Annotated in this window: 22 protein-coding genes; 17 read left to right on the forward strand and 5 right to left on the reverse strand. The window is 59.9% G+C overall.

What is annotated here, in order from left to right; all coding sequences use genetic code 11:
• A partial coding sequence (locus IP68_RS19985) for a DUF3703 domain-containing protein (protein WP_369814879.1) occupies positions 1-380 on the forward strand: 380 nt, incomplete at its 5' end.
• Between the two features lie 289 nt (positions 381-669).
• Here the strand turns inward: IP68_RS19985 and IP68_RS19210 are convergent.
• Positions 670-1098 carry a helix-turn-helix domain-containing protein gene (locus IP68_RS19210; protein ID WP_054136638.1) on the reverse strand — a complete coding sequence of 143 codons (429 nt, stop codon included), beginning with the start codon at positions 1096-1098 and terminating at the stop codon, positions 670-672.
• A gap of 182 nt (positions 1099-1280) precedes the next feature.
• Between IP68_RS19210 and IP68_RS19215 the strand changes: the two genes are divergently transcribed.
• Together IP68_RS19215 and IP68_RS20390 are read left to right on the forward strand one after the other, a co-directional pair.
• The gene (locus IP68_RS19215; protein ID WP_369814880.1) at positions 1281-1916 is read left to right on the forward strand and encodes a cation transporter; all 636 of its coding nucleotides are present in this window, start codon (positions 1281-1283) and stop codon (positions 1914-1916) included.
• A gap of 286 nt (positions 1917-2202) precedes the next feature.
• Entirely contained in the window at positions 2203-2427 is a 225-nt protein-coding gene (locus IP68_RS20390) for a hypothetical protein (RefSeq protein WP_150126406.1), read from the forward strand.
• Between the two features lie 16 nt (positions 2428-2443).
• Here the strand turns inward: IP68_RS20390 and IP68_RS19225 are convergent, their stop codons facing one another.
• Positions 2444-3181, reverse strand: a complete 738-nt coding sequence (locus IP68_RS19225) for a MauE/DoxX family redox-associated membrane protein (RefSeq protein WP_054136640.1) — start codon at positions 3179-3181, stop codon at positions 2444-2446.
• 73 nt (positions 3182-3254) lie between these two features.
• Here IP68_RS19225 and IP68_RS19230 point away from each other — a divergent pair, with 73 nt between their 5' ends.
• The 9 genes from IP68_RS19230 to IP68_RS19270 all read left to right on the forward strand — a co-directional run bounded on the left by IP68_RS19230 (position 3255) and on the right by IP68_RS19270 (position 9852).
• Positions 3255-3647 (forward strand): MerR family transcriptional regulator, encoded by a 393-nt coding sequence (locus IP68_RS19230; RefSeq protein WP_054136641.1) that lies wholly within the window; start codon positions 3255-3257, stop codon positions 3645-3647.
• A 61-nt stretch (positions 3648-3708) separates the two neighbouring features.
• Positions 3709-3966 carry a hypothetical protein gene (locus IP68_RS19235; protein WP_156318306.1) on the forward strand — a complete coding sequence of 86 codons (258 nt, stop codon included), beginning with the start codon at positions 3709-3711 and terminating at the stop codon, positions 3964-3966.
• On the forward strand, positions 3963-4400 hold the full coding sequence (locus tag IP68_RS19240; protein WP_054136643.1) for a Spy/CpxP family protein refolding chaperone: 438 nt from the start codon (positions 3963-3965) through the stop codon (positions 4398-4400). The genes IP68_RS19235 and IP68_RS19240 overlap by 4 nt, the downstream gene beginning before the upstream one ends.
• On the forward strand, positions 4397-4969 hold the full coding sequence (locus IP68_RS19245; RefSeq protein WP_054136644.1) for an RNA polymerase sigma factor: 573 nt from the start codon (positions 4397-4399) through the stop codon (positions 4967-4969). Before IP68_RS19240 ends, IP68_RS19245 begins: the two co-directional genes overlap by 4 nt.
• Positions 4970-4975: 6 nt before the next feature.
• A complete protein-coding gene (locus IP68_RS19250; protein WP_082382515.1) occupies positions 4976-6841 on the forward strand; it encodes a copper resistance system multicopper oxidase in 1866 nt (621 codons plus the stop codon).
• A 371-nt stretch (positions 6842-7212) separates the two neighbouring features.
• Positions 7213-7956, forward strand: coding sequence for a copper resistance protein B (locus tag IP68_RS19255; protein WP_369814881.1), 744 nt, complete (start codon positions 7213-7215; stop codon positions 7954-7956).
• 49 nt (positions 7957-8005) lie between these two features.
• The gene (copC, locus tag IP68_RS19260) at positions 8006-8362 is read left to right on the forward strand and encodes a copper homeostasis periplasmic binding protein CopC (RefSeq protein WP_231684181.1); all 357 of its coding nucleotides are present in this window, start codon (positions 8006-8008) and stop codon (positions 8360-8362) included.
• Between the two features lie 7 nt (positions 8363-8369).
• Positions 8370-9293, forward strand: a complete 924-nt coding sequence (locus IP68_RS19265) for a CopD family protein (RefSeq protein WP_054136648.1) — start codon at positions 8370-8372, stop codon at positions 9291-9293.
• Positions 9294-9324: 31 nt separating this feature from the next.
• On the forward strand, positions 9325-9852 hold the full coding sequence (locus IP68_RS19270) for a nuclear transport factor 2 family protein (protein ID WP_082382516.1): 528 nt from the start codon (positions 9325-9327) through the stop codon (positions 9850-9852).
• A gap of 489 nt (positions 9853-10341) precedes the next feature.
• On the opposite strand, the gene IP68_RS19275 is transcribed toward IP68_RS19270, so the two are convergent.
• Positions 10342-14610, reverse strand: a complete 4269-nt coding sequence (locus IP68_RS19275; RefSeq protein WP_054136650.1) for a strawberry notch family protein — start codon at positions 14608-14610, stop codon at positions 10342-10344.
• 114 nt (positions 14611-14724) lie between these two features.
• Positions 14725-15045: a WGR domain-containing protein gene (locus IP68_RS19280; RefSeq protein ID WP_231684183.1), complete on the reverse strand. Its 321-nt coding sequence runs from the start codon at positions 15043-15045 to the stop codon at positions 14725-14727.
• A 659-nt stretch (positions 15046-15704) separates the two neighbouring features.
• Between IP68_RS19280 and IP68_RS19285 the strand changes: the two genes are divergently transcribed.
• The 3 genes from IP68_RS19285 (at position 15705) to IP68_RS19295 (ending at position 19223) form a co-directional block, all read left to right on the forward strand.
• A complete protein-coding gene (locus IP68_RS19285) occupies positions 15705-16784 on the forward strand; it encodes a replication initiation protein (protein ID WP_054136698.1) in 1080 nt (359 codons plus the stop codon).
• 169 nt (positions 16785-16953) lie between these two features.
• The gene (locus IP68_RS19290) at positions 16954-18156 is read left to right on the forward strand and encodes an AAA family ATPase (protein WP_054136652.1); all 1203 of its coding nucleotides are present in this window, start codon (positions 16954-16956) and stop codon (positions 18154-18156) included.
• Positions 18157-18203: 47 nt separating this feature from the next.
• Positions 18204-19223, forward strand: coding sequence for a ParB/RepB/Spo0J family partition protein (locus IP68_RS19295; RefSeq protein WP_054136653.1), 1020 nt, complete (start codon positions 18204-18206; stop codon positions 19221-19223).
• On the opposite strand, the gene IP68_RS19990 is transcribed toward IP68_RS19295, so the two are convergent.
• Positions 19183-20127 carry a hypothetical protein gene (locus IP68_RS19990; protein WP_082382517.1) on the reverse strand — a complete coding sequence of 315 codons (945 nt, stop codon included), beginning with the start codon at positions 20125-20127 and terminating at the stop codon, positions 19183-19185. The two genes, IP68_RS19295 and IP68_RS19990, sit on opposite strands and share 41 nt — an antisense overlap.
• Before the next feature lie 190 nt (positions 20128-20317).
• On the opposite strand from IP68_RS19990, the gene IP68_RS19305 reads away from it, so the two are divergent.
• Together IP68_RS19305 and IP68_RS19310 are read left to right on the forward strand one after the other, a co-directional pair.
• Complete coding sequence (locus IP68_RS19305; RefSeq protein ID WP_082382518.1) at positions 20318-21328, forward strand: site-specific integrase; 1011 nt, start codon at positions 20318-20320, stop codon at positions 21326-21328.
• A 150-nt stretch (positions 21329-21478) separates the two neighbouring features.
• The gene (locus IP68_RS19310) at positions 21479-22495 is read left to right on the forward strand and encodes an IS110 family transposase (RefSeq protein ID WP_054136655.1); all 1017 of its coding nucleotides are present in this window, start codon (positions 21479-21481) and stop codon (positions 22493-22495) included.
• Positions 22496-22938: the final 443 nt, after the last annotated feature.

Genomic DNA, 22938 nt, shown 5'->3' on the forward strand with positions numbered 1-22938 from the left:
GTTGGCGGGGGCTTGCCAAGAGCGTTGCTGCGCGACGGGTGATCGCGGCCGAAATGGCGGCATACCGGTCAGCGGTCGAAGCGGGCGACGATGATCTTGTGTGGCACCACCTGGAGCGGGTGCATATCGTTTCGCAGCCCTATCTTGGCCCGCATCTCGCCAGTCACGGTGCAATGCTGGCGATTGCGATGCGACGGCACGAATGGAGCGAAGTTCTGGGGCAGTTGGTCAGGATCATTCTGGCCCCACTTGGCGCGGTGACTGGGCGGCCACCAGAAGGTAACACCGGGCGATCAAATGTGAGCGCTTTTGCGCGGATACCAATCCCGGAGGATCTTCGATTCGCAGTTGACCGGCATGATGATCGAGGCCGATCATGACAGGACGTGGCCGCCTTCAATTGAAACAATACGACTTGATACTAGTGGTGGATAAACGACAGACGCGCCCGATGATCATTGCAGCTAGCCATTGTCCGCGCGGGCGGAGGTAGGAGCCCAATCTTTCAACAATTGCTCATCCTTGCGAACTTCGTCGTTTTGGCACAGGGCCGATCCCAACTCTATTGTCTATGCTTCGGCATCAACTCGTTTATCGGATGGCCGCGAAACTTCTTCAAGCGCTTAGTGTTCGGCAAATGGGCTAAATCTTTCTTTCTAGGTCTCGTTGTCAGCGCACCGCGATGATCGAACTCTCAGCGCTTAGGGCCTCTAAGATACGACATTCGGTCACAACGCCGCCAGTACATGATCCAGCGATCCGATCGAGCTCATCCCGCAATAGCTCCAATTGCGAAATCTTTTCAATCACGTTGGCCAAGTGCTTTTGTGTGATCAGGGTAACATCGCTACATTGCTGTACCGGATTATCGCTCAGAGCTAGCAGCGATCGAATTTCATCTATTTGAAAACCAAGTTTCCTCGCGTGTCGAATAAATCTCAGGCGCTCGAGATCCGCTGGGAGAAAGGTGCGCCGCCCTGACCCAGTTCGAACTGCGGTTCGCATGAGGCCGATCTCCTCGTAATATCTGATGGTGTTGACCTTTGTTCCTGTGGCCGACGCTAAGTCGCCGATCATGAGGTTTTTTTCAGATGCCATGTTGACCCTCCATTGGCTGGAGCACCTAAATTGCCTGGCCCGATCTGGCTAGATGCGTCTCGATGCAGCGCCATTCAGATGCCACCTAACGCGGACCACTTGCCATTCTAATCAGCGAATCTTTTTCGCGTTGTCTACAAAGAGCTTGCTCCTCCAGCGGCTGGAGGTTGTAATATCTCCGAATGGATGTGAACGAATCAGATGGTTGCGGCTGCACCGGTGACGCCAAGCGGGCCGAAGTTGACCCGGCATACCGCCGAGCGCTCTGGTGGGTCGTTATCCTCAATGTCAGCTTTGGTTTGTTCGAGATCGCAGGCGGATTTCTTGCGAACAGCCAAGCTTTGAAGGCCGATTCCCTAGATTTTCTGGGTGACGGGTCGATCACGTTCGTGGGCTTACTAGCTCTCGGCTGGCCGGGGACTACACGAGCCAAGATCGCGCTTACTCAAGGATTTTTTCTCGGCGCTCTTGGCATCTCAGTTATGGGAATGGCAATTTGGCGGACGCTTTACGCAATTCCACCGGAGCCTGAGCTTATGGGAGGCATCGGCATTGCTGCGCTTGCTGTGAATGTGACCGCTGCAATGATCTTGGCTCGTTTCCGGGAAGGGGGCGATGCTCAGGCACGAGCGATTTGGCTATTCTCCCGCAATGATGCGATCAACAACGTGGCTGTGATCGCCGCTGCCGGACTCGTTTTCTGGCTCGGCAGTGCATGGCCAGACATCATTGTAGCTCTAGTGATCGCCGTAATCTTCCTTCGTTCAGCTTGGCAAATCATCAGGGAGGCTCGCAGCGAGTTGCGAGGGACCAAATGACGCCCTTTGGCCTTTTTTGGCGGCTAGTTGCCGCGCTCCTGATTACCTGGGGCTCCGCCGCAGTCTCTCAGATGCAATCCGCCGCGCCAGTGGGTGCAATGTGACGTCAACTTCAGATCTTTGGCGTAGGCTCCGCCGCTTCGGCGCCGTCCCCTAAACTTGCATGGCTTCTGCGTGTGGCTGCCTTGGTCTCGCGCAGTCTGACGTCGATCTGAGGAGTTTTCATGCCCATATCCTCCTGCAAGGGGTGCCACGCGGGTTTGACCTCATAGCCATCCGCACTGCGATGGCCGAGATGCAGGGCGTGAACGGGGTTCACGACCTGCACCTGTGGTCAGTCGCGGGCGACGATGCCAGCCTAACCGCGCATGTTGCGATTGGCGGCGTGGAGGATGCAGAAGCGGTGCGGCGCGCCGTTACAGTTATGCTGAAAGCGCAGTTTGCGATCCATCATGTGACGATCCAGACAGAAGCTGTGCCGTGCACTGATGAAACGCCAATGCATCGCTGAATTGGCGATTTCTACCCTACGTCATCATCCACAGCGCCATGCCGATCATCATCAGGTTTTCTGTCAATGAGACGAAGCCGAGCGGCACATTGCTGTCGCCGCCAACGCAAGCGCATTTGAGTTCGCGCTTATCGATATAGACTGCCTTGAAGACCGAGATCGCACCGATCGTGCCGATGAACAGCGCCACCGGTATCGAGATCCAATGGAGCTGGCCTGAAACCATGAGCACACCGGCCAGGCCCTCGGCGAAGGGATAGAGGGTCGCATAAGGCACCCAGCGCTTTGCCAAGAGGTCGTAATTGAGGAACATGGTCGCAAACTTGTCGACGTTCTGGAGCTTGAGCAGCGCCAAGACGCACATGCTGAACGCGATAAACCACTCGGCAACGCGAATGCTCAGGGCCGTGCCATCGACCGCGATGCCGGCCGCAATTGCCATCGCTGCGGTCATGGCGAAGAGCGCGATGATCGGACGATAGCTGGTAGCGTTGGGATCAGGGACCTTGATCCCGAAGAATCGCCGCAGGTCGTCATGACCTCCAATACGCTCACCACCGATGAAGGTTTGGGGGGTGGTCGCAACGCCGTGTTGAGCCTTGAAGGCATCGGTTTGTTCGCGCGTGGTGAGGTGCCGATCATCCACCTTGTAGCCGCGCGTTTTGAGCAGATGCTTTGATTTAAGGCCATAAGGACATGTGTGATTGGGCATGACCATGCGGTGGAGCACGGCGGTTTTGGCGGGTGAGGGCATTGGTGATTTCCTTTGAATCGCTGCAATTCGGCCCATATAGGTTCCGTACCATGGTACGGGATCAAGGGCTAAAATGAAAATTGGTGAACTTGCCCGCGCAGGCGGAGTCAACGTCGAGACGATCCGCTATTATCAGCGGCGCGGATTGCTGGCGCAGCCTGCGCGGCATGAGGGGCCACGCCGCTACACGCGCAGCGATCTTGGCCGTTTGCAATCGATCCGCTCGGCGCAGACCGCCGGGTTCACGCTTGACGAGATTGCTACGCTGCTCGCTCTGGATGCTGGCGACCGGACAGCTGCGCAGGATCTGGCGCGCGTTCGGATCGCGGCGCTTGATGCGAAAATCGCCACGTTGCAAACCATGCGGGGAGCCCTCGTGAGGCTCGCCAATGACTGCGCGTCGGAGCAATCCGGACCCTGTCCCATCATCGATGCTTTCAGCTTTGAGCAGGAAAATGCAGGATAGTAGGAAGCAACATGAAGGGTTTTTGCAGCGCCTGCGTATGTAACCTCGAAGGAGCTGCATGATGGACCTTGACGAGAACCTCGCACGACTGGCCAGACTTCCGGTGCCGGATCTTTCCGGTATTGATGGCGGGAGGCTGGCGCTACGCGCGCAGGGCGAGGTCAGACAGACGCGGGCTATGCTCGGACTAGGGCTCGTGGTGTCGCTTGGGATGGGTGTCGTTGGCGGGCTCCAGGTGCCTGCACGCGCCGAGGTGCCCCTTGCGGCCTTCGGTCCGCCGGCTTCGCTTACACCCTTGATTGCACTGGGTCAGGAATGAACCTTCGTCGAATTGCCTTGGCGGCAGGGCTGATCATTGCGCTTGCGCTGGTCGGGGTGTGGCTCGGACGTATGCTTCAACCTGCACCGCCGCATGGGGGGGCTGAACTCCACGCCTTGATCCATGGCGAACTCGACCTTGACCCGGCGCAGGAACGTGAATTGACTGCATTGGAGCGCCAGTTTGCAGCGCGGCGCGATGCGCTCGAAGACCGGCTCAGGCGCAGCAATGCACTACTTGGTGACGCCATTGCCGCTGAGCATGAATATGGTTCCCGCGTTTCTGCGGCGGTGGACGATACGCATGCTGCGATGGGGGATCTCCAGAAGGCGACGCTCGAACATGTTTTCGCGATGCGGGCCATTCTCCGCCCCGATCAACAGGCGCGGTTCGATGCGGTGGTTAGTAAGAGCCTCGCTGCTCAGCCGCAGTGACCCCTGACAATCTGGATGCGGCGCTCATACGCGGAGCACGGGCTGGCGATAGCGGCGCGCAACGTGCGCTGGTCGAACGCTACCGTGAGACCGTATACCGGCTTGCGCGAACAGCGACGGGCGATTCCGAGGAAGCCTTCGACATCGCGCAGGAGGCGTTCGTCGCCGCGTTTGGCGCGCTGAGCCGCTACGACCCCGAGCGATCGTTCAAGGCCTGGATCAGCGCCATCACGCTTAACAAATGCCGCGACTGGGCTCGTCGCCGCGCCGTCAGGCGGTTCATTGGCCTGCCAATGCCGGAACAGGCCGCGGACTGGATTGCCGATGATGCGCCTTCAGCGGAAACACTTGCCGCTGACCGCGCCGAGCTCGCCGCGGCCGCCCGCGCGATCGCCAAGCTACCGGCCAGCCTGAAAGACGTTTTGATCCTGTGCACGATCGAGGGTCTGAGTCAGCAGGAGACCGCAATGACGCTGGGCATTAGCCTCAAGGCGGTCGAGACGCGGCTTTACCGTGCGCGTCAAAAATTGGTGGGCATTATGAGGGGTGGCCCGGACGCGCGCGTATAGAAGCGTATGAACAGTCCGAACCTTACACGACGTCACCTGATCGCCGCCCTTGGCGCAGGATCAGCCTTCGCTGCCATGCCGGCTTGGGCGCAGGGTCACAGCGTCCACCGCAGCAGCAGCCATGGGCGCGGCGGCCCGCGTATTCCTGCAGGCTTTGGCGAGCTGAGTGGCGATGTCATCGACCTGACCGTTGGCAGCGGCCACCGCATTGTCGAAGGGCGGCGCGGCCCGGGCATCGCGGTGAACGGCAGTGTACCCGGCCCGCTGATCCGGCTGCGCGAAGGGCAGAATGTCCGCCTCAATGTCACCAATAATCTGGAGACCGACACATCGGTCCACTGGCACGGTTTCCTGTTGCCGTTTCACATGGATGGGGTGCCCGGCATCAGCTTTCCCGGTATCAAACCGGGCCAGACCTTCACCTATGAATTCCCCATCCGCCAGTCGGGGACCTATTGGTATCACAGCCATTCGGGTCTGCAGGAGCAATCGGGCCATTACGGCCCGATGATCATTGATCCCGCCGGTGCAGAACCGGTGCAGTTTGATCGCGATTACATCCTGCTGTTGAGCGATTTCACCGTGCTCGACCCGCATTTCATCATGAGCCGGTTGCGCACCGGCGAAGCCTATTTCAACCGGCAGGTCAGCACCTGGACCGATCAATATCCGATGTCGGGCGAAGAACGGCGGATGTGGGCCGAAATGCGGATGATGCCGACCGACATCATGGATATCGGCGCGCCGACCTACACCTTCCTTGCCAACGGACGCGGTCCCACCGAGGGGATGGAATATCTGTTCCGCGCCGGAGAACGCGTGCGGATGCGCATCATCAATGGATCGGCGCAGAGCTTCTTCAATGTTCGCATCCCTGGCCTTCCAATGACGGTCATCGCTGCCGATGGCCAGAACGTGCGGCCGGTCGAGGTTGATGAGTTCCAGATCGGCACTGCCGAGATCTACGACGCGATCGTTACGCCGGGCAGGGACGAAGCCTATGCCATCGTGGCTGAGTCCATGGATCGTTCCGGCATGGCGTTGGCGATGCTGGCGAGTCGGCCTGGTGCGCGCGCTACGGTTCCGGCCTTGCGCGATCCGCCGCTGCTGACGATGGGCGACATGGGCATGAACCACGGCTCTGATGGCATGGATCACACCATGATGGATCATGGCGACGGCGCCGCAGATGCTACGGCGGGCGAGATGGATCACGCAGCCATGGGCCATGGCGATCCGGCCGCGACTGCTGACGCCGCCGATGGTGCGATGGCGGGCATGGCTATGGACGGCATGAGCATGGACGGCATGATGATGCGCGACACCACGCTGCTACCGCCTGACGTTGCGATCGGTCCAGGGATCGACATGGTGTCGATGGCACCGACGGACAAAATGGGCGATCCGGGCCTTGGACTGCGCGATATGCCGCACCGGGTTCTCAACTATCGAATGCTCACCGCACTTGAGGCCAACCGGGACACGCGCGAGCCATCGCGATTGCTCGAACTCCACCTCACCGGCAACATGGAACGCTACATGTGGTCGTTCGACGGGCGGATGTATTCGGCCGTCAGCGATGTGCCGATCCGTTTTGCCTGGAACGAGCGGGTGCGGGTGAAGCTCATCAACAACACGATGATGGCGCACCCCATCCATCTGCACGGCATGTTCTTCGAGCTGGTCAACGGGGATAGCGCTGCGCATCAGCCGCGCAAGAACGTTGTGATCGTGCAGCCCGGCGCCAGCGCGCAATTTGATCTCACCGCCAACGAGCCCGGCGACTGGGCATTCCACTGCCACCTGATGTATCACATGCATGGCGGAATGATGCAGACGGTGACCGTGGTCGGTCCGGGTGGCGGGACATGAGCGTGCGGTCTGTCCTGTCAGCGGCCCTGCTCGGGAGCGCGTTGATCTCCGTTCCGGCCTTCGCGCAGCATCAAGGGCATGCAATGCCTGCGCTAGCGCCAGCGCCGACACCTGCTCCAGCGCCCGTCGATCCCCATGCCGGTCACGGCATGCCGGCCGCGCCGACCACGCCCGCGCCTGATCCGGCCGATCCGCACGCGGGGCACGTCATGCCTGAGCAGCCTGCGAGCCCTGAGCCAATCGACCCTCACGCAGGCCATGACATGACGGGTGAGGCAGCTGCGCCTGCCGATCCGATGGCTGGCATGGACCACAGCACCATGGATCATGGTATAATGGACGACGCAGCGTCGGCATCGCCTGGACCTAACATGGAAACCCCGCCGCCACCTGAAGCCGGAAGCGGTCCACCGCGAGCTGCCGATGCCATTTGGGGTGCCGATGCGATGCGGGCTTCGCGTGAGGATTTGCAACGCACCCATGGCGATTTCCCGGTCTTCTGGTTCCAGGGAGATCGTTTCGAGACGCAGGTGCGCGACGGCCGTGAGGGCTATCTGTGGGATCTTCAGGGCTATTATGGTGGCCCGACGAGCCGACTGTGGTTCAAGAGCGAAGGTGAAGGCACGTTCGGCGAACCGATTGAACAAGCCGAGGTTCAGGCGCTTTACGCCCGGGCCATTGCGCCGTTCTGGGATCTGCAGGCGGGCGTGCGGCAAGACCTCGGCGGACCCGACACCACACATGCCGTGATCGGCGTGCAAGGGCTTTCGCCCTATATGTTCGAAGTCGACGCCGCATTGTTTCTATCACAGCGCGGCGATCTCACGGCGCGGATCGAGGGCGAAGTTGACCAGCGGATCACGCAGCGTCTGATCTTGCAACCGCGCGCCGAGGTGAACCTGTCGGCGCAGGACATTCCGCGCCTCGGCATCGGTTCAGGGATCGACTCGGTCGAGGTCGGCGTGCGGCTGCGCTACGAATTCATCCGCGAGTTTGCCCCCTATATCGGCATCGAACAAAGCTGGCGCCTCGGCGGCAGCGCCGATTACGCCCGCGCACGCGGCGAGGATCCCAGCGTCACCAACTATCTCGTCGGCATCCGTTTCTGGTTTTGAAGTAAAGGAATACCCCATGAAATTCGCATCTCTCCTCGCCGCAATTGCCATGATCGCTGCGCCGCTTGCGGCCCCGTCGATCGCGCTTGCTCATACGCGCGTCGTGGCCTCGACTCCTGCTGAGGGCGCAACCGTTGCGCGCCCGCGGGCGGTGACCCTCACATTCAGCGAAGCTTTGTTGCCGCCGACCGCCGCCGCCAGCATCGTCATGACCGCGATGCCCGGGATGGCGAACCACGGCGAGATGGTGATCCGCAATTTCACGACGGCCTGGAGCAATGGCAACAAGACCATGACGCTCAATCTGCGGCAGCAGCTGCGCGCCGGAACCTATGAGGTGCGCTGGCAGGCCGCGGGAGCTGATGGGCATCGCATGAACGGCACCGTCAACTTCATCGTCAGCTGAGCACAGCGTGGGGGGTCTGGCCGAACAGGGGTTGCGACTTGCGCATTATGGCGCGCTGCTTTGCCTGTTCGGTTGGACGGCGTTCCGGTTGCTGAAGCTGCGGCACATCGAGTGGGTGTCGCAGGATGAGGGCAGGGCTGCCCTGACCCTAGTCGCTGTTTCTGCGCCGCTGTTATCAGTCGCGCTGATGCTGGTGTCGATTGCAGCAATGATGGGCGCGCCGATTGCTTCGCTGGACTGGCCGATGATCGAAGCGATGATCATCGGCACCGAAATGGGCATGGCGTTTCTGATACGTCTTGCGCTGCTGATTGTCGGCCTTTGCGCACTGCTGGCAAGCCGAGCAGGTAGGCCAACTTCGTTGATCGCGGCCTTGTGCTTCGGTGGCGCATTGCTGACGCTCAGCTGGAGCGGCCATGCCGCTGCAACCGAAGGTGGATTGGGCCTGTTCCACCGATTGAACAATGGCGTCCACCTGATGGCGTCCAGCCTGTGGCTGGGTGCCATTTGCTGGTTCCTGTTCCTGACATTCAAAGCCCATCGGCAGCGCGAGTTCATCCCTGCTTTGCCGCTGCTTAGCGTGATGCACGCGTTCGCGCCGCTAGGCGTCGGCCTGGTCGCTGCAGCTGCACTGACGGGCGTGATCAACGCGCAGTTGATCTTTGGACTGGAGAACAGCGTGGCGGTTTTGAGCACGACTTATGGCATCTTGCTGATCGCCAAAGTCACGTTGGTTGGCATGATGCTGGCGTTCGGCGCGCATAACGCCTCGATCGGACGCAGGGAGGTTCTCGACCAACGCCGCGAGACTGCGGAGCCCAATAACGCATTGTCACGCCTTCGCAGAAGCCTCGCAGGCGAGCTGCTGCTGGCCGTCGGTGTAATCGGTCTGATTGCGGTGCTGGGCACGATGTCGCCAATGATGATGTAAATGCAAACGGGACACAGGGAGGAACAAGGTCATGTTCAAGGGTGAAGTGGGTCAATTGGCAGGGCGGCGCGCGGCGCGTCTGGCTGCTATGTTAGCGGTCGGGCTAAGTCTGACGGCTGCGCATCCCGGGGCGCACGATGCGCCGCGAATGCCGGTCTCGGGAGCGCCGAGCGCCACTATCGACGCGGCAACACCGGTCGGAACTGTCATGGCCTTCCACGCTGCACTTGCCAGCGGCGATACCGACGCGGCGCTGATGCACCTCGCTGAAGACGTCGTTATTTTCGAATCTGGCGGCGTTGAAAACAGCCGCGCCGAATATGCCGGCCATCATCTGGAAGCCGACGCTGCCTTCAGCGCCGCAGTGCCGCGAACCCTGGTCAGTCGCACGCATGGTATGCAGGGCGATATGGCTTGGGTCATGAGTGTCGAAACGGTGACCGGAACGTACCGCACGCGTGCGATCAACAGCCGGTCAGTCGAGACGATGATGCTCCGGCAAGTGAATGGGCAATGGCGTATCGTACACATTCACTGGTCGTCCGCCGATATATCCTGAACTGACCTTCGCTTCACATCAGGCAGGAGATATGAGATCCCGAGTGATATGACCCACAGCGACTTAGCGGGCGCGAAGACCAAGCTTTGCCCGTGCGGCTACACGAGCGGCCCAGCGGTGGGTTTTGTGCGCGAAGCTCATTCTGAGGCAAAGAGGTCATAAACGGTTTAGCGGTATTGTCCTTCCACCCTCAATCCCAGCTAATGAGCTGCCACAGAAGCAAGAAGTCATCTACTTATGAAAAGATGAAAAGGACCAGCGCTCGCGTTTAGCTGTCAGCGATTACCATAATGAACAATCCACCTATTCACGGGTGGGGCGACTGCTACTCTGTTCACAAAGCAGAAAGGCGACTTACGGGGCAATCCATTGCAAACGCCATTCAGCACCTTGCCACCTCAACGGCATGTGGGTACGGCAGATTTATCCCACATCTCGCCATTCCATGCTGCACAGATGGTGCATACCAAGAGGAAAAATTGTGGGGCGTTAGTGCTCAACCGAGACAGCCGGCATCGATGGCTCAGGCATTGCTGCTCCACATGCTCGAAGCAGCGCGCAGATGACCGACGGCGCTTCTTTTGTCGGAATGAACACCCGCGTACGAAACGAGATGATTTCCGTGAAGCATCCGATGCTCTTCAGCCAAGGCAGCTGATTGACTGGTGCGCCCACGATCTCATAGCGCTGCTCGCCTGCTACGCGCGAACATTTGATGGTCGCCTCGAACGGCTCCTTGATCGGGATTGTCCGGCTTTCGCCGAGCGCCCTGATGATCGTATCCGGGCTCAGTTCAACGGTGGAGGCAATATCGAACTTCTCGAGCAGCTTCGCCACATCGAGTTCGTGGACCATGCGGCCAAGCCAGCTTCTGCCCTCCTCGTCCACGATGCGCCGGACCTCCAGATAGTCGATAGGCAGGCTCGACCAGATCGGAAGGAGAAGTCCGGTCGCGAGGTAAACGGTCTCTGTGGTGAGCCGTTCGGCAAGCTCTGCCACTTCGCCTTGCCACAGCTTTTCGAAGGTCTGGCGGGTAGCCTCCTCCCAAGCCGATTCCGCCAGCTCATCGAAGTGGTGGTATTCCCGCCGCAGGGGACGGTGGAGGATAACTCGCCTGATCAGCTCGCCTTGCTCAGTCATGAAGTGCCGCGAAGGTTCGGCCAGGGCTGCTTTCCCGCTCTTGGTGTTTTGGAGCAGAATACAGCCGTCAGCGTAGTCGCGGCGCTCAAGGACACGCTCAAGGGAGATCGGCCGCGCTCTCGTCTTGAGAGCCAGCTGCAGCAAATGCGAGGTGGCACCGGTTCGCTCGTCGGTCCGCAGGACTATGTCTTCGACAACCTCGGCCTGTTCGACCCGCAGGGTCTCGACGCCAACATCGAGCGAACCGGCCTCGCGCGCAGCCGACACCCGCGCTTCCACCAACCCTAGGAATTCCTCGAAGATCGCATTCTGCATTCCGATCGGCAGCGCGAGGATGCGGTTGAGCCAGCGCTGGATCGGCGGAAGGTCCTCTTCGAGAATGCCGTCGTCGGAGACAATCTTGAGCCCGCTACGGCGCTGGAAATCGATCAGCGTCGCGCTCTTCAGCTTGCCATCCGCCAGCAAGGCAAACCAGGTAGAGAGAGCGGCCTTGGCGTATTCGCTTTCGAGATTGTCGGCAGGGTCAAAGAGGTTCTGGCCGCCCGTCTGGCGTTGGCCCCGGGTCAGCGCCCCCAGGCTGTCGAGCCTGCGCGCAATGGTGCTGGTGAACCGCAGTTCCCCTTTGCAGTTGGTGGTCACAGGCCGGAACAGCGGTGTGCTGGCCTGATGGGTCCGATGCGTTCGGCCCAGCCCCTGGATGGCGCGGTCGGCTCGCCACCCCGGCTCAAGCAGGAAATGGATGCGCCGCTTCTGGCAATCTGCGTCAAGGCTGGCGTGATAGGACCGCCCTGTGCCGCCCGCGTGGCTGAAGACAAGGATCGGCTTCCTGCCATCCATGAACTGGTCTGTCTCGGACTGGTTCGTCCGAGGCGAGCGGGTCTCGATCCGCTGCTGGCCGTCGCTCTGGGTTATAAGCCGCTTGCTGCGCCCGGTCACCTCGGCGACCTTCTCCGGTCCATAGTGCTCGATGATCCCGTCCAGCGCCGGCTTGATCGGCGGCATGGCGCACAGGTGCTCGATCATCTCGCCGCGGCGGGCGATCGCAGTCTGGTTGTGGACTGGACGGCCTTCCTCGTCGAACATCGGTGCCGATCGCTGAGTGCCGGTATCATCGGCGAACACCTGCATCTGTTGCGTGGGGAAGGCGCGCTCGAGGTACTCGATTACGGCGTCGAGCGGGCTGAGATCGAGGTCGAGCTCCGCGCGCTCTTCTGGCGAGAGGCTATCGAGACGGCGATCGAGGATGCTTTCGGCGGTCGAAACCAGTTGGACGACAACCACCTCATCGCGGTCCAGATGGAAATTGATGGCAGCAATCAGCGTGGGCAGCTTCATCGACAGCAGCAGCTGGTTGAAGAACCGCTGCTTGGTGCTTTCAAACCGGCTTCGCGCTGCGGCTTTCGCACCGCTGTTGAGCGTTGCGCCGTCGATTTCATCGACGACACCGGTCAGCTCCAGCGCCTCCTCAAGGTTCTGATGAATGATCGCCCAGGCGTCGGCATAAGTGTCGTAGACGGCGATCTGTTCGGCGGTCAGATCATGTTTCAGGATGTCGTATTCGACGCCTGCAAAGCTAAGCGCGCGCGCCTGATAGAGGCCCAGTGCCTTGAGGTCCCGCGACACGAGTTCCATCGCAGCGATGCCCCCTGCCCTGATCTGGCTGATGAAATCTTCCCTGTTGGCAAACGCGGTGCCAGGTCCCCACAGACCAAGCCGCACGGCATAGGCAAGGTTGTTGACCTCCGAGGCCCCAGTCGCAGAGGCGTAAAGAACCCGGGCATCGGGCAGGTTGTTTTGCAGCAGCACGCCGGCGATTCCCTGCAGCGATCCGCTTTTCGTGCCGCGGGCGCCCTCGCCCCCTGCAACACCGCCCATCTCGTGGCTCTCATCAAAGGCGATGACACCGTTGAAATCCTCGGCCGCCCAATCGAGCAGCTGCTTCAGGCGGGTGGCGTCCTGACGCTGGCTGCGAAGGGTCGGGTAGGTGACGAACAGGATCCCTTCGCGAAACGGAACCGCCTGATCGATCTTCCAGTTGGAAAGCGGCTGAACGTCGGCCGCAAGGCCGCCGATGGCGCTCCAGTCGCGGCGCGCATCCTCAAGCAAGCTCTCGTTCTTCGAGACCCAGATGGCCTTGCGGCGTCCAGCAAGCCAGCCATCAAGGATGCAGGCGGCGATCTGTCTGCCCTTCCCCGCCCCCGTGCCATCGCCGAGGAAATAGCCTTTGCGGTAGGCACGCCCTTGCTCGTCGAGTTGCAGGCCAACGCCTTCCTCAGCCGGAACGAACAGGCCCGGCAGACACTGCTGCCACGCGTTCCCGGCATAGATGACAGTTTCGATCTGGGCCTCGGAGAGCAGGCTTTCCTGAAGGACCCGGTCCTGCAGCGCCGGGACATAATCCGGGATAGGTGCCGGGATCGAGCCCATGGCCACGCTTTCGACGAGCGGCGTCGGATGCTCGCGTGCGCCAACAATGTCGACCCGGCTTGGCCGGTACGGGATGTAGACCCCGCTTTGCTCACCGAGAACGCGCGGCTTCTCCAAGGTACTGAACGCCAGTGCTTCGATCTTGGGGGTTTGGGCTTCCCTCGCTTTGACGGGCTTTGTGATCGGCGTTGCCCGCATGGATTTGAAGAGCGCACCCGGCTTTGCTTTCGGCGGCACCGCGCGCGGTTCGCAGTCGGGCTCGGCTGTCACGCGTTTGATGATTGGAACCGCAGACGCAATGTCTGCAACCGTCTCCCGCGCCAAAACTGCTGGTCTGATTTGCCCCGGGATCTTGTCGATCACGTACAAGCGCACGGCCACGCTGGTGCCTTGTTTGTGATAGCATTTATCGAGCCGGATGGATGTGCGGACCGTGCAAGAGGCAAAGGTGTCTTCGTAGATTTTCGCAAGCTTTGCGCTCGTCGTGAACCAGTCCGGCATGATCGCGACGATCCGCCCCCCCTTCCCTAGCCGCGTGATGGCAGCGCGCAGGTGACGCACCGCTGCGAACTCGTCTGCCCCTCGTCCCATTGACCGCGAGAATGGCGGGTTCATCAGGATCAGGCTTGGCTGCACTGCCGCGTCGAGATGGGAAGCCAGCATGGCTCCATCGATCCCTGTCATGGTGGCCTCGGGAAACAGCAGAGCCAGCTTTTCACGCCTGCGCGGATCGATTTCGTTGAGATGTAATGCGCTGACATCGGGCAAAGTTGCCACCAGAGCGCCATGTCCGGCGCTCGGCTCAAGAACGATATCGGTTGCAAGCGGCTGCGCCAAAATCACGCAAAGCGCTGCAAGGTCTGCGGGCGTCGAGAATTGCTGGAACCTGATCTGGTCTTCACTTCTGACCGTATGTGTCGGCAGTGCCTCGATAAGCGCACTGATCTCCGAAATCTGGTGCAGCATCTGAGGCTTGTTCAGCAGTCCGGCCATGTGGCGCGTCAATGCCGCCTCGAGCAGGTCAAAGGCGTCCCTCTGGCTCCATGCGCCGTTTGCGGAGCCCTCCCCGTAAAGCTGGCGCATCGTCTCAAACAGGCGTTGCTTGTTCGCCAGTCCGGTGGCGATGGCGTGCTGGATTTCGGTGATTGCTGCGTCCAGCTTCTGGCTGGATTGTTCAAAAAGGTCGGTCACGGTCTGCTCCTGATGCTGAACCGCATCAGGCCTTCCCCCTCTGCCTTTAGCGAAACTGGGGAGTTTTATGGAGAAGTGTTCAGCTGTGAAGATCCGCCTAAATGTTGAGGGGAGTCACTCGACTGCCTGGTAGCGAACACCAATCCGCTTAAATGCGCTTTCGCGCCGGATCCGGATCTGCTGTGCGATTGTGTCTGCCTGTCTTCTGTCCGGAAAGCTGGTGGTCACCCCCTGCCCTTTCGTACCAATTCGTCCCCAGCGCCGCTCAACGGTTGTCCAGCCAAACAGATCGGTCTCAATCCAGAGATGATAGTCGCGCGCGACGTTGCGGGACGGGTCTATTGCTTGCCAATGCCACGACTGGTTCTTCGGCGTCTCCATATGAAACCGGTGGCAGAACGCTGAGCATTCGGTCCAACTGGAAATCTGAATCACAGGAGCATCTGTGATTCATTGAGGCGATTGACCACTGCCTCGACTTTTAGAACGTGTGCAAGGACGTTTGGTTGGTCTGAGCCGAGAATGCTCCTCGCGACGTCGCGCAATCTCCAAAAACAATCATAAAAAAACGCCGCTGCTTGCAGCGGAAGGATTCATGATTCTAAAGATTCAGATTCGGAGCGTAAATTGGTAGTGAAATCAGTTGCCTACGCTGGCTTGCCTGACCAGTTGGGGGATTTTACCTGACTTGCCGGGGGCTTAACCCTGACTTGCCGGGGGAACTCACCTGACCTTCTGGGGCCTTCCTGACCTTTTGGGGGCAGCCGTCTAGATGTTGATCCGTCGCCCGCTTGGCCGGATTTTTGGGTCTCGCATGCATCAAAATCAAGCGCGATTTTAAGCCCTGCTGGAGAACCTAGCGACTCGCGGTTTCTTGGGTGATTCACACCCGATATCCGACCGGCTCAATCCTGACTTCTTGGGGGCTGCGGCCATCTCTTGATCCTGACCTGACTTGACTGATGAGGTCAGGTCAGGCAGCAATCAGCACATCAAGAATCAAGCTTTGATCGCAATATGGCATGGAAACGGATGTTAGCCCAATAGCCGAGGCTCCTGAAGAGAAGCCCGAGGAAGGATCCCCTGGCCGTGCGATGCGGGTTGCTGCCGCGTTGAAGGCAAAGGGCGGCGACGAGTTCGCCAAGCCAGGCAGCATCATCGAAATCAAGTTTGTCAAAGGCGAATCTCTCAGTCTGACAGCTTCGCGACTACTCGCTCTCATGATCCTCACAGCTGGGGGTGACGCCTGGGAGGATCGCCCTCACCGCATACGTAAGGCGGACATTCGGCGAGGCCACAAGGGCAATGAGCGGATTACCGACATGCTTCAGGAACTGCACCGAACGCTGTTTGCCGTCGATGACAAATCCTGGCGGGGAAAGAAGGCGACGCTCCTGTTCTCCCTGATCTCGCGGTCGAAGGAGGAGACAGATGAGGAGGGCGGCGAAACTGGATGGATCGAGTGGGAATTCACCCCAGATGCTCGCAAGCTCATCCAGGCATCCGAAACCTATGCTGTGCTCAATCGGCAAGCGGTGCTTGGCTTTCGTTCGAACTACGCCTTGAAGCTGTATGAGCTGGGGGCACTTCGGCTTCATCGTCGACAAGCAACTTGGCGGGGAGACATGCAGGCGCTGCGCGCAGCATTGGGTATTCCACCAGATGTTTACACAGACTTCGCTCAACTTCGGCGCAAAGTTCTGGAGAAGGCGAAATCCGAAATTGACCAGCTTGCTCACTTCCGTGTTGAGTGGCGGGAAATCAGGCAGGGTCGAACAGTCACGGAGATCGAGTTCCGGTTCGAGCCCAAAGGCGCGCCAGAGGTGCTCGAGACTGTCGACGAGCTTGATCGTCATTCAGCTGGACGCCAGGCGAGGCGTGATGGGGCTGTAGAGAGCGTTACAGTGGGGCAGGGGGCTATTCCGGCACCGCGAGGAGCAGTCTCAGCTAAGAAGCCATCCGAGGCGACATTTCCAGTGGGAACGCTGCGCTTTGGTCATGACGACCTCCTTGAGATAGGCCGTAAGCATGGCGGTGGTTGGGACGTAGATCTGATCGCCAACGGCTTTCGCGAGCATATGGGTGAGCGTTTGGAGAAGCTTCGCGGTGCGAAGCTGATCGCCGCCTGGAAAGGGTTCTGTGAGGGGTGGTTCAATCGCCGGGGCCGACCCTGAACGGCAGAAATTGCACGCGTGCAATTTTCTAAGCCCCCACCGAGTCAGGATAGGGCGCGGCGACCCAGATTTCTGACCGATTACGCGCTCCAACTTTCGAAATTCCCGATTTTCTTGACCGAAAAGCGCAAGTCGGTGTAGCATATGCGGAATTGCGAAAGGATGGCATGTGTCTAACGGACTTCAGATTGAAGAAGCCGAGCGTTTGGTCTCGGTCGCGACGCTGGCCAGTCGAACCTCCTCGGTACTCGAAAAGCTCCGAGATTCCGCGCGAAGCGCTAGGGCAGATGACCGGCGCGAGCCAACCTTTACAATCGGGAAAGCGTCCGAACTTGTGGGCCGCACACCGGCTGCTATCCGTGATGCGGAAAAGGACGGCCGCCTGCCAGAGCCTGCGAGGACCGACAACAACAGGCGAGAGAGATATACGCTTGCCCAGCTGAACGACATGCGCGGCGTGTTCGGGACAAGACCCTATCGGGCTCCAAACGATCCCTGCTGTGTCGTGGCCGTTCAGAACTTCAAGGGAGGTGTTGGTAAGTCGACTTTGGCCGTTCACCTTGCTCAGTATCTGGCCATCAGAGGCTACCGTGTTGCGCTCGTCGATTGCGACAGCCAAGCCTCGGCGACGACCCTTTTTGGGTATGTGCCGGATCTCGACCTCACCGAAGATGATACCCTTTATCCGTTCCTTCGTGAGGGGGAGCGATCATCTCTGGACTACGCGCTCCGCAAGACTCACTTCGACGGTCTGGAGCTCATTCCCGCCAACCTTCGTTTGTTCAACTCCGAATACGAACTAGCCGCACGGATGGCACAGGGGAACGGCGCGCTTCTTGACCGACTGAAGGAGGGAATCGAGAGTATATCGGATCGGTTCGATGTCGTGGTGATGGATCCGCCGCCTGCCCTCGGGGCGATCTCGCTGTCCGTGCTGCGGGCCGCTAACGCATTGGTCGTGCCGGTACCGCCGACTGTTATGGATTTCTCCTCGACGGCTGCATTCCTCTCGATGCTAGATGAAACGATTGAGCAGCTGGCAGACCGTGGTCTCGCTCCAGAATTGAAGTTCCTCCGCTTTGTCGCGTCCAAGGTCGATGAGAATAAATCGATGCAGAAAGAGCTGTTGCAGCTGATGCGGACGCTATTCGGGCATGCGATGGTTCGCACGCCTCTCAAGGACTCGGCCGAGATCGACAATGCTACAGCGCGGCTGATGACAGTGTATGAGCTTGATGGCCCTGCCACGAGTTCGGCGGTTCGCAACCGTTGCCTGAACTATCTTGATGGCGTGAATTCGGAAATCGAAGTTGATATTCGATCGATGTGGCCCAGCCATCAGAAGCGCCTCCGTCAGGAGGCTTTGGTATGAGCCGCTGGAAAATTGCACGCGTGCAATTCTGCTAATGGGAGGCTTGCATGAGTAGGAAGAACAGTGGTTTCGCGGCCGATCTGGCGGCAGGTATTGACCTGACCGAGGATACTGCTGCCCCTCGTAGATCGAGCATTGCCTCAAACGTGCTTACGGGGCGTTCAAACCGTCTTGCTGACCTGGCGTCGGGAGCGATTGTTTCTCGCACACATGAGCTTGTTGACCCAGCAAAGTGTCGGATGTGGGCAGGTCATAACCGCGACTATGCTCTGCTTAATGAGGAACGCTGCGCGGACCTTATTGAGAGTATCAAGGCTCAAGGGCGGCAGGAGATACCCGCGATCGTCCGTCGCCTTTCCGGAGATGACGGGTTTGAGTTTGAGGTCATTTGCGGAGCGCGCCGACACTGGTCGATCAGCTGGCTGCGCTCGCACAACTATCCAGACTTCAAGTTTCTCGTCGACGTACGCGAGATGGGCGATGAAGAGGCCTTCAGGCTCGCGGACATTGAAAACCGGGCTAGGGATGATCTCACCGATCTCGAACGCGCAAAAGACTATCTGCGCGCCCTGACGGCCTATTACGATGGTCGGCAGAAGACGATGGCGGAAAGGCTTAAAGTCTCCGAAAGCTGGCTAACACGGTATCTCGATCTGGCACGGCTGCCAGATGGGCTGACCAGGGCATTTGCCAATCCGCAGGAGCTTGGCATTCGCAATGCGATTGCGCTCAAAGCGCTCCTCAAGCCTGAGGATCGACTGGAGCGCGCCTTCCGTGAGGCGGAACGTCTTGCTGCAGAGCGCGAGCAGACTGGCAAGTCGATGTCTGTGATTGAGGTGATCAAGGCGCTCGCTCTCGCGGCAGACCCCCCCAAGAAGTCAGGATCCCCCAAGAAGTCAGGAAAGCCTGAAACCGTGGCCAGTGCTAGTGGGAAGCCAGTGCTTCGGATCGATGGGGCTGACCGTAAGGGCGTCCGTGTCACGTTGCTGAATAAGGGCGGCGCGACACGGCAGGAAGCGGAAGAGGCTATTCGCGCCGTTCTAGATCAGCACTGGCCGGCAATATAGCGCCGTCGGTCTGCCGAAGGAGCGCCAAACTTGCCTCCTGAAGCGAAGCTACCGATTGAGAAGCGGTGCGCTTCGTTACACCCAGTCCTCGAGCGAGCTCAGCTCGGGTAAGTGGGCCCAAGCTGACGATCATTCGCCAGGTTTGCGGAGCAGTCGAAGAGGCATACAGCCCAGAAAGTACATCGTCGGCCTGAACGACAGCCCTTCGCAGGAAGCGCAAATCGACCTCAGCCTTTTCGCTGGCTACCTGGAGCGCCGCGCGAAGCACAACGGGCAACGGCTCTTCATGGAGTTCACGAAACACAGCACGCGGCATGACCCCAGCAAGCGCCATTGGAGCCGACCCCAGCCCAAACAAGTGTGGCCGCATGGCCGCCGCAAGCGACGCAGCCCAGGCCGCCCCCCGCGGCGCCGAACGTGTGACCGCGAACCCACCGACCTGAAGCATCTCGCTGCCGCCTTCGAGAAAGTCGATTTCTTCAGTTCGCAGCTCCGCCAACCATTCAAGCAGGGTCCCCATCGGATCACGGGTCGGCAGCACCGCATCGAGCCGTTCGAGCGCACGATCGGCGGGCAAGTAGGCCTCGCTGAACCCTTCAGAGTGACATTTGGCGGCCATGACCAGCTTGGCGGCATGGGCGAGGGGAGGGTGACCTCGCCGGCTGATCCACGACAAGAACTGACGGCGTTCTTCGGAATACCACGAGCGCACAAGCTCGTCGGCCTCAAGCCCCGGATTGTGTTCAATTCCAAGATTATCAAACGGATAATCCCGCACATGCACGCGCCAGAGGCGCCGGAGTGAAGCCAGTGCAAGGCATTCGGACAGCTCGGGTGAGATGAAGGGGAGGGCGCCTTCGATGCGGGCAAGCGTCAGTTGCCAGGGTGCTGGGGCGGATACCATCGGCCAGATAGTATATAAATGGCATAAAAAGTATACCCAGCTTGTACGGTGGGTTCGCTGTCCGATAAGAGCCCTTCACGGACAACACGCTAATCTATATAGAGGGGACGAAATTCGCTGCGATCTCGCCCGCGCCCAGAAGGGCGACCTGGGATAACGCCAGCAGCATCGAGCTTACAGGAGTGGCGCTTTGGACGATCACAGCAGCAACGCCTTGAGGCTTTCGGATGAAGCGTCGCTTGCTCCTTTGGGGGATGCGATCGCACCGCAGCTCGCGGCTGAAATCGAAGCGGCCCGCTCGTACCGGGCGCGCTCCAAGGCGGCCAACACTGTCCGGGCCTATAGCAGCGACTGGCGGCAGTTCGAAGACTGGAGCTGGACGCGCGATCTTGAGCCTATGCCGGCCATGCCGGAGGCAGTTGCCACGTACCTTGCCTCGCTGGCGCAGGCGGGCAGGGCGGACAGCACCATCGGGAGACACCTTGCGGCCATCGCCTGGCACCACAAGCAGGCGGGACAGGTCGCACCCCAGCATCGGGACCCGCGCGATGTGATTGGCGACACACTTGCTGGGATCCGGCGCGAGCAGCGCGCGCGGCCGACCCGCAAGAAGACCGCAATTCTGGCAGCTGATCTGGCGCGGATGATTGCAGCTGCCGAAGGGCAAAGCCCGCGTGCGATCCGCGACCGGGCGGTCATGGCACTTGGGCTGGCGGCGGCGCTGCGGCGTTCAGAACTGGTCGCGCTGCAGCTGGCCGACCTTGAGCTCGTGCGGGAGGGGCTCAAGCTGACGATCCGGCACTCGAAAACCGATCAGGAAGGGGAAGGGCAGGTGATCGCGGTGCCCTCGGGCAAAGTGCTCAAGCCCGGTGCGCGGCTGAACGAATGGCTCAGCGTCAGGGGAGGGGGGGCAGGTCCCCTGTTCTTCCGCACTGACGCACAAGGAATGATGACCAAGGAGCCCATGTCTGATCGCTCGGTTGCTCGGTTGATCCAGCGCTACGCCGATAAGGTCGGACTCGATCCTGCGGCGGTCGGGGCGCATTCGCTGCGGTCTGGATTCTTGACCGAGGCAGCCAAGGCTGGTGCATCACTGCCCAAGATGCAGGAGGTGTCTCGGCAGAAGAAGGTCGAGGTGCTGCTCGGCTACGTTCGTGATGCTGCGCTGTTTGAGAACCACGCTGGTGAGAGCTTTTTATAGCAGGATCTTGGAATTCTGGAGAAGCATGCTTCCCTCAGGACCACCGGCGCTGGTTCGCAATGTCTTCAAGTGGGACACCGCGTAATTGATTTAGCCACCCTCATGCATGGTACGAAGTCGCGTTAGCGCTTCAATGCAGGAGGATGACCGATGTCGAATTATGCAGGATTGGATGTGAGTGACAAGACGACGCATATCTGCGTGGTCGATGTCGACGGCAAGGTATTGCGGCGCGATGTTGTCGCCAGCGATCCCGATGTCCTGGCAAAATGGCTCAACCGGCATTGCCCGGATATCGTTCGAGTGGTGCTGGAGACGGGAATGCTATCGACATTCCTTTACCATGGGCTGATCGAACGTGATGTCGCGGTCGAGTGCATATGCGCGCGGCATGCCAAGGGTGTCCTTTCCACGCGAGTGAACAAAAGCGATGTCCACGATGCGGAGGGGCTCGCGCAGCTGGCCCGCACTGGTTGGTACAAGCGTGTCCATATGAAGGCATCTGCCACGCATATCGACAGGGCCGCACTGCGCATCCGTGCCCAGCTGATTACAGCCAGGACATCCATGGCTAACCAGTTGCGTGGACTTTTGAAGCTTTTCGGCCTTCGCATGGGCACCGCCAGGACGCCGGGCCGACGCGCTGAACGCCTAGCAGCCTTCTATGCCCAGCGTCCGGATTTGAAGGCTCTGTTCGCCCCGCTCATTGCATCCATGGAAGCCATTGAGGAACAGCTGCGCACGTCCAATCGCCTGCTAAACGACCGGGCAAAGGCCGATGTGGTCTGCACCCGGTTGATGACTGTTCCTGGCGTTGGACCGATCACGGCGCTCACCTATACCTCGACCATCGAAGATCCGCGTCGTTTTGCCAGAAGCGAGGATGTCGGAGCCTATGCGGGGCTTGTCCCCCGACGCAGTCAATCGGGGGAACGCGATATGAGCGGCCATATCTCCAAGGCTGGTGACCCCATGTTGCGCAAAGCGCTTTACGAGGCCGCCAATGTCGCGCTGTCCCAGGTCAAGCGGCCGTTTGCCCTTCAGGAGTGGGGCAGGAAAATCGCCGAGGCCAAAGGCGCCAAGCGTGCCAGAACGGCTGTCGCCCGAAAGCTCGCCGCACTACTCCACTCGCTTTGGCTGAACGAGACCGAGTTTCGCTGGGCCTGATCCCGGCGTTCCTTATCCCGCTCAGCCATACCCGGACGATCTCGTCAGCTTTGTAGAGGGCCAAACCTCGGTTGGGACTCAGAGACGTCCACCTATTCCGCTCGGCCGCGATCATGAAGGCTCGGACAAAACGCTGCCTCAGCCGTCCGATGACCTCGAAGACAACCATTGGCGAACGGGAACAGGAATGAGCAATTCCTGAATCAATTAGACAACCTTGCTGCCGTACCAAGTCGGCATACTGAATGTCTAGGATAACCAATACCGGTCATTCAGCTTCGGCCCGGCTTCGGCAAAGAGCCGAAATTCCGAAACCAACTCTTTAGCGGACCATCGCGAGGTTCTGGAGCAAAATTGCATGCAGACTATACCTGTCGCCGTGGGGTCCAACTAATCCCGGTCTTACAGGTATCACCCGGCATGATCGAGAACCGCTTGTCTTA

The sequence above is a fragment of the Blastomonas sp. AAP25 genome, assembly GCF_001295965.1.
In the GTDB taxonomy this organism is placed as follows: domain Bacteria; phylum Pseudomonadota; class Alphaproteobacteria; order Sphingomonadales; family Sphingomonadaceae; genus Blastomonas; species Blastomonas fulva.

Coding starts and splice junctions, on each gene's coding strand:
- IP68_RS19210 (WP_054136638.1), bottom strand. CDS start 1,098: ATGGCATCTGAAAAAAACCTCATGATCGGCGACTTAGCGTCGGCCACA.
- IP68_RS19215 (WP_369814880.1), top strand. CDS start 1,281: ATGGATGTGAACGAATCAGATGGTTGCGGCTGCACCGGTGACGCCAAG.
- IP68_RS20390 (WP_150126406.1), top strand. CDS start 2,203: ATGGCCGAGATGCAGGGCGTGAACGGGGTTCACGACCTGCACCTGTGG.
- IP68_RS19225 (WP_054136640.1), bottom strand. CDS start 3,181: ATGCCCTCACCCGCCAAAACCGCCGTGCTCCACCGCATGGTCATGCCC.
- IP68_RS19230 (WP_054136641.1), top strand. CDS start 3,255: ATGAAAATTGGTGAACTTGCCCGCGCAGGCGGAGTCAACGTCGAGACG.
- IP68_RS19235 (WP_156318306.1), top strand. CDS start 3,709: ATGGACCTTGACGAGAACCTCGCACGACTGGCCAGACTTCCGGTGCCG.
- IP68_RS19240 (WP_054136643.1), top strand. CDS start 3,963: ATGAACCTTCGTCGAATTGCCTTGGCGGCAGGGCTGATCATTGCGCTT.
- IP68_RS19250 (WP_082382515.1), top strand. CDS start 4,976: ATGAACAGTCCGAACCTTACACGACGTCACCTGATCGCCGCCCTTGGC.
- IP68_RS19255 (WP_369814881.1), top strand. CDS start 7,213: ATGGAAACCCCGCCGCCACCTGAAGCCGGAAGCGGTCCACCGCGAGCT.
- copC (WP_231684181.1), top strand. CDS start 8,006: ATGATCGCTGCGCCGCTTGCGGCCCCGTCGATCGCGCTTGCTCATACG.
- IP68_RS19270 (WP_082382516.1), top strand. CDS start 9,325: ATGTTCAAGGGTGAAGTGGGTCAATTGGCAGGGCGGCGCGCGGCGCGT.
- IP68_RS19285 (WP_054136698.1), top strand. CDS start 15,705: ATGCGGGTTGCTGCCGCGTTGAAGGCAAAGGGCGGCGACGAGTTCGCC.
- IP68_RS19295 (WP_054136653.1), top strand. CDS start 18,204: ATGAGTAGGAAGAACAGTGGTTTCGCGGCCGATCTGGCGGCAGGTATT.
- IP68_RS19990 (WP_082382517.1), bottom strand. CDS start 20,127: ATGGTATCCGCCCCAGCACCCTGGCAACTGACGCTTGCCCGCATCGAA.
- IP68_RS19310 (WP_054136655.1), top strand. CDS start 21,479: ATGTCGAATTATGCAGGATTGGATGTGAGTGACAAGACGACGCATATC.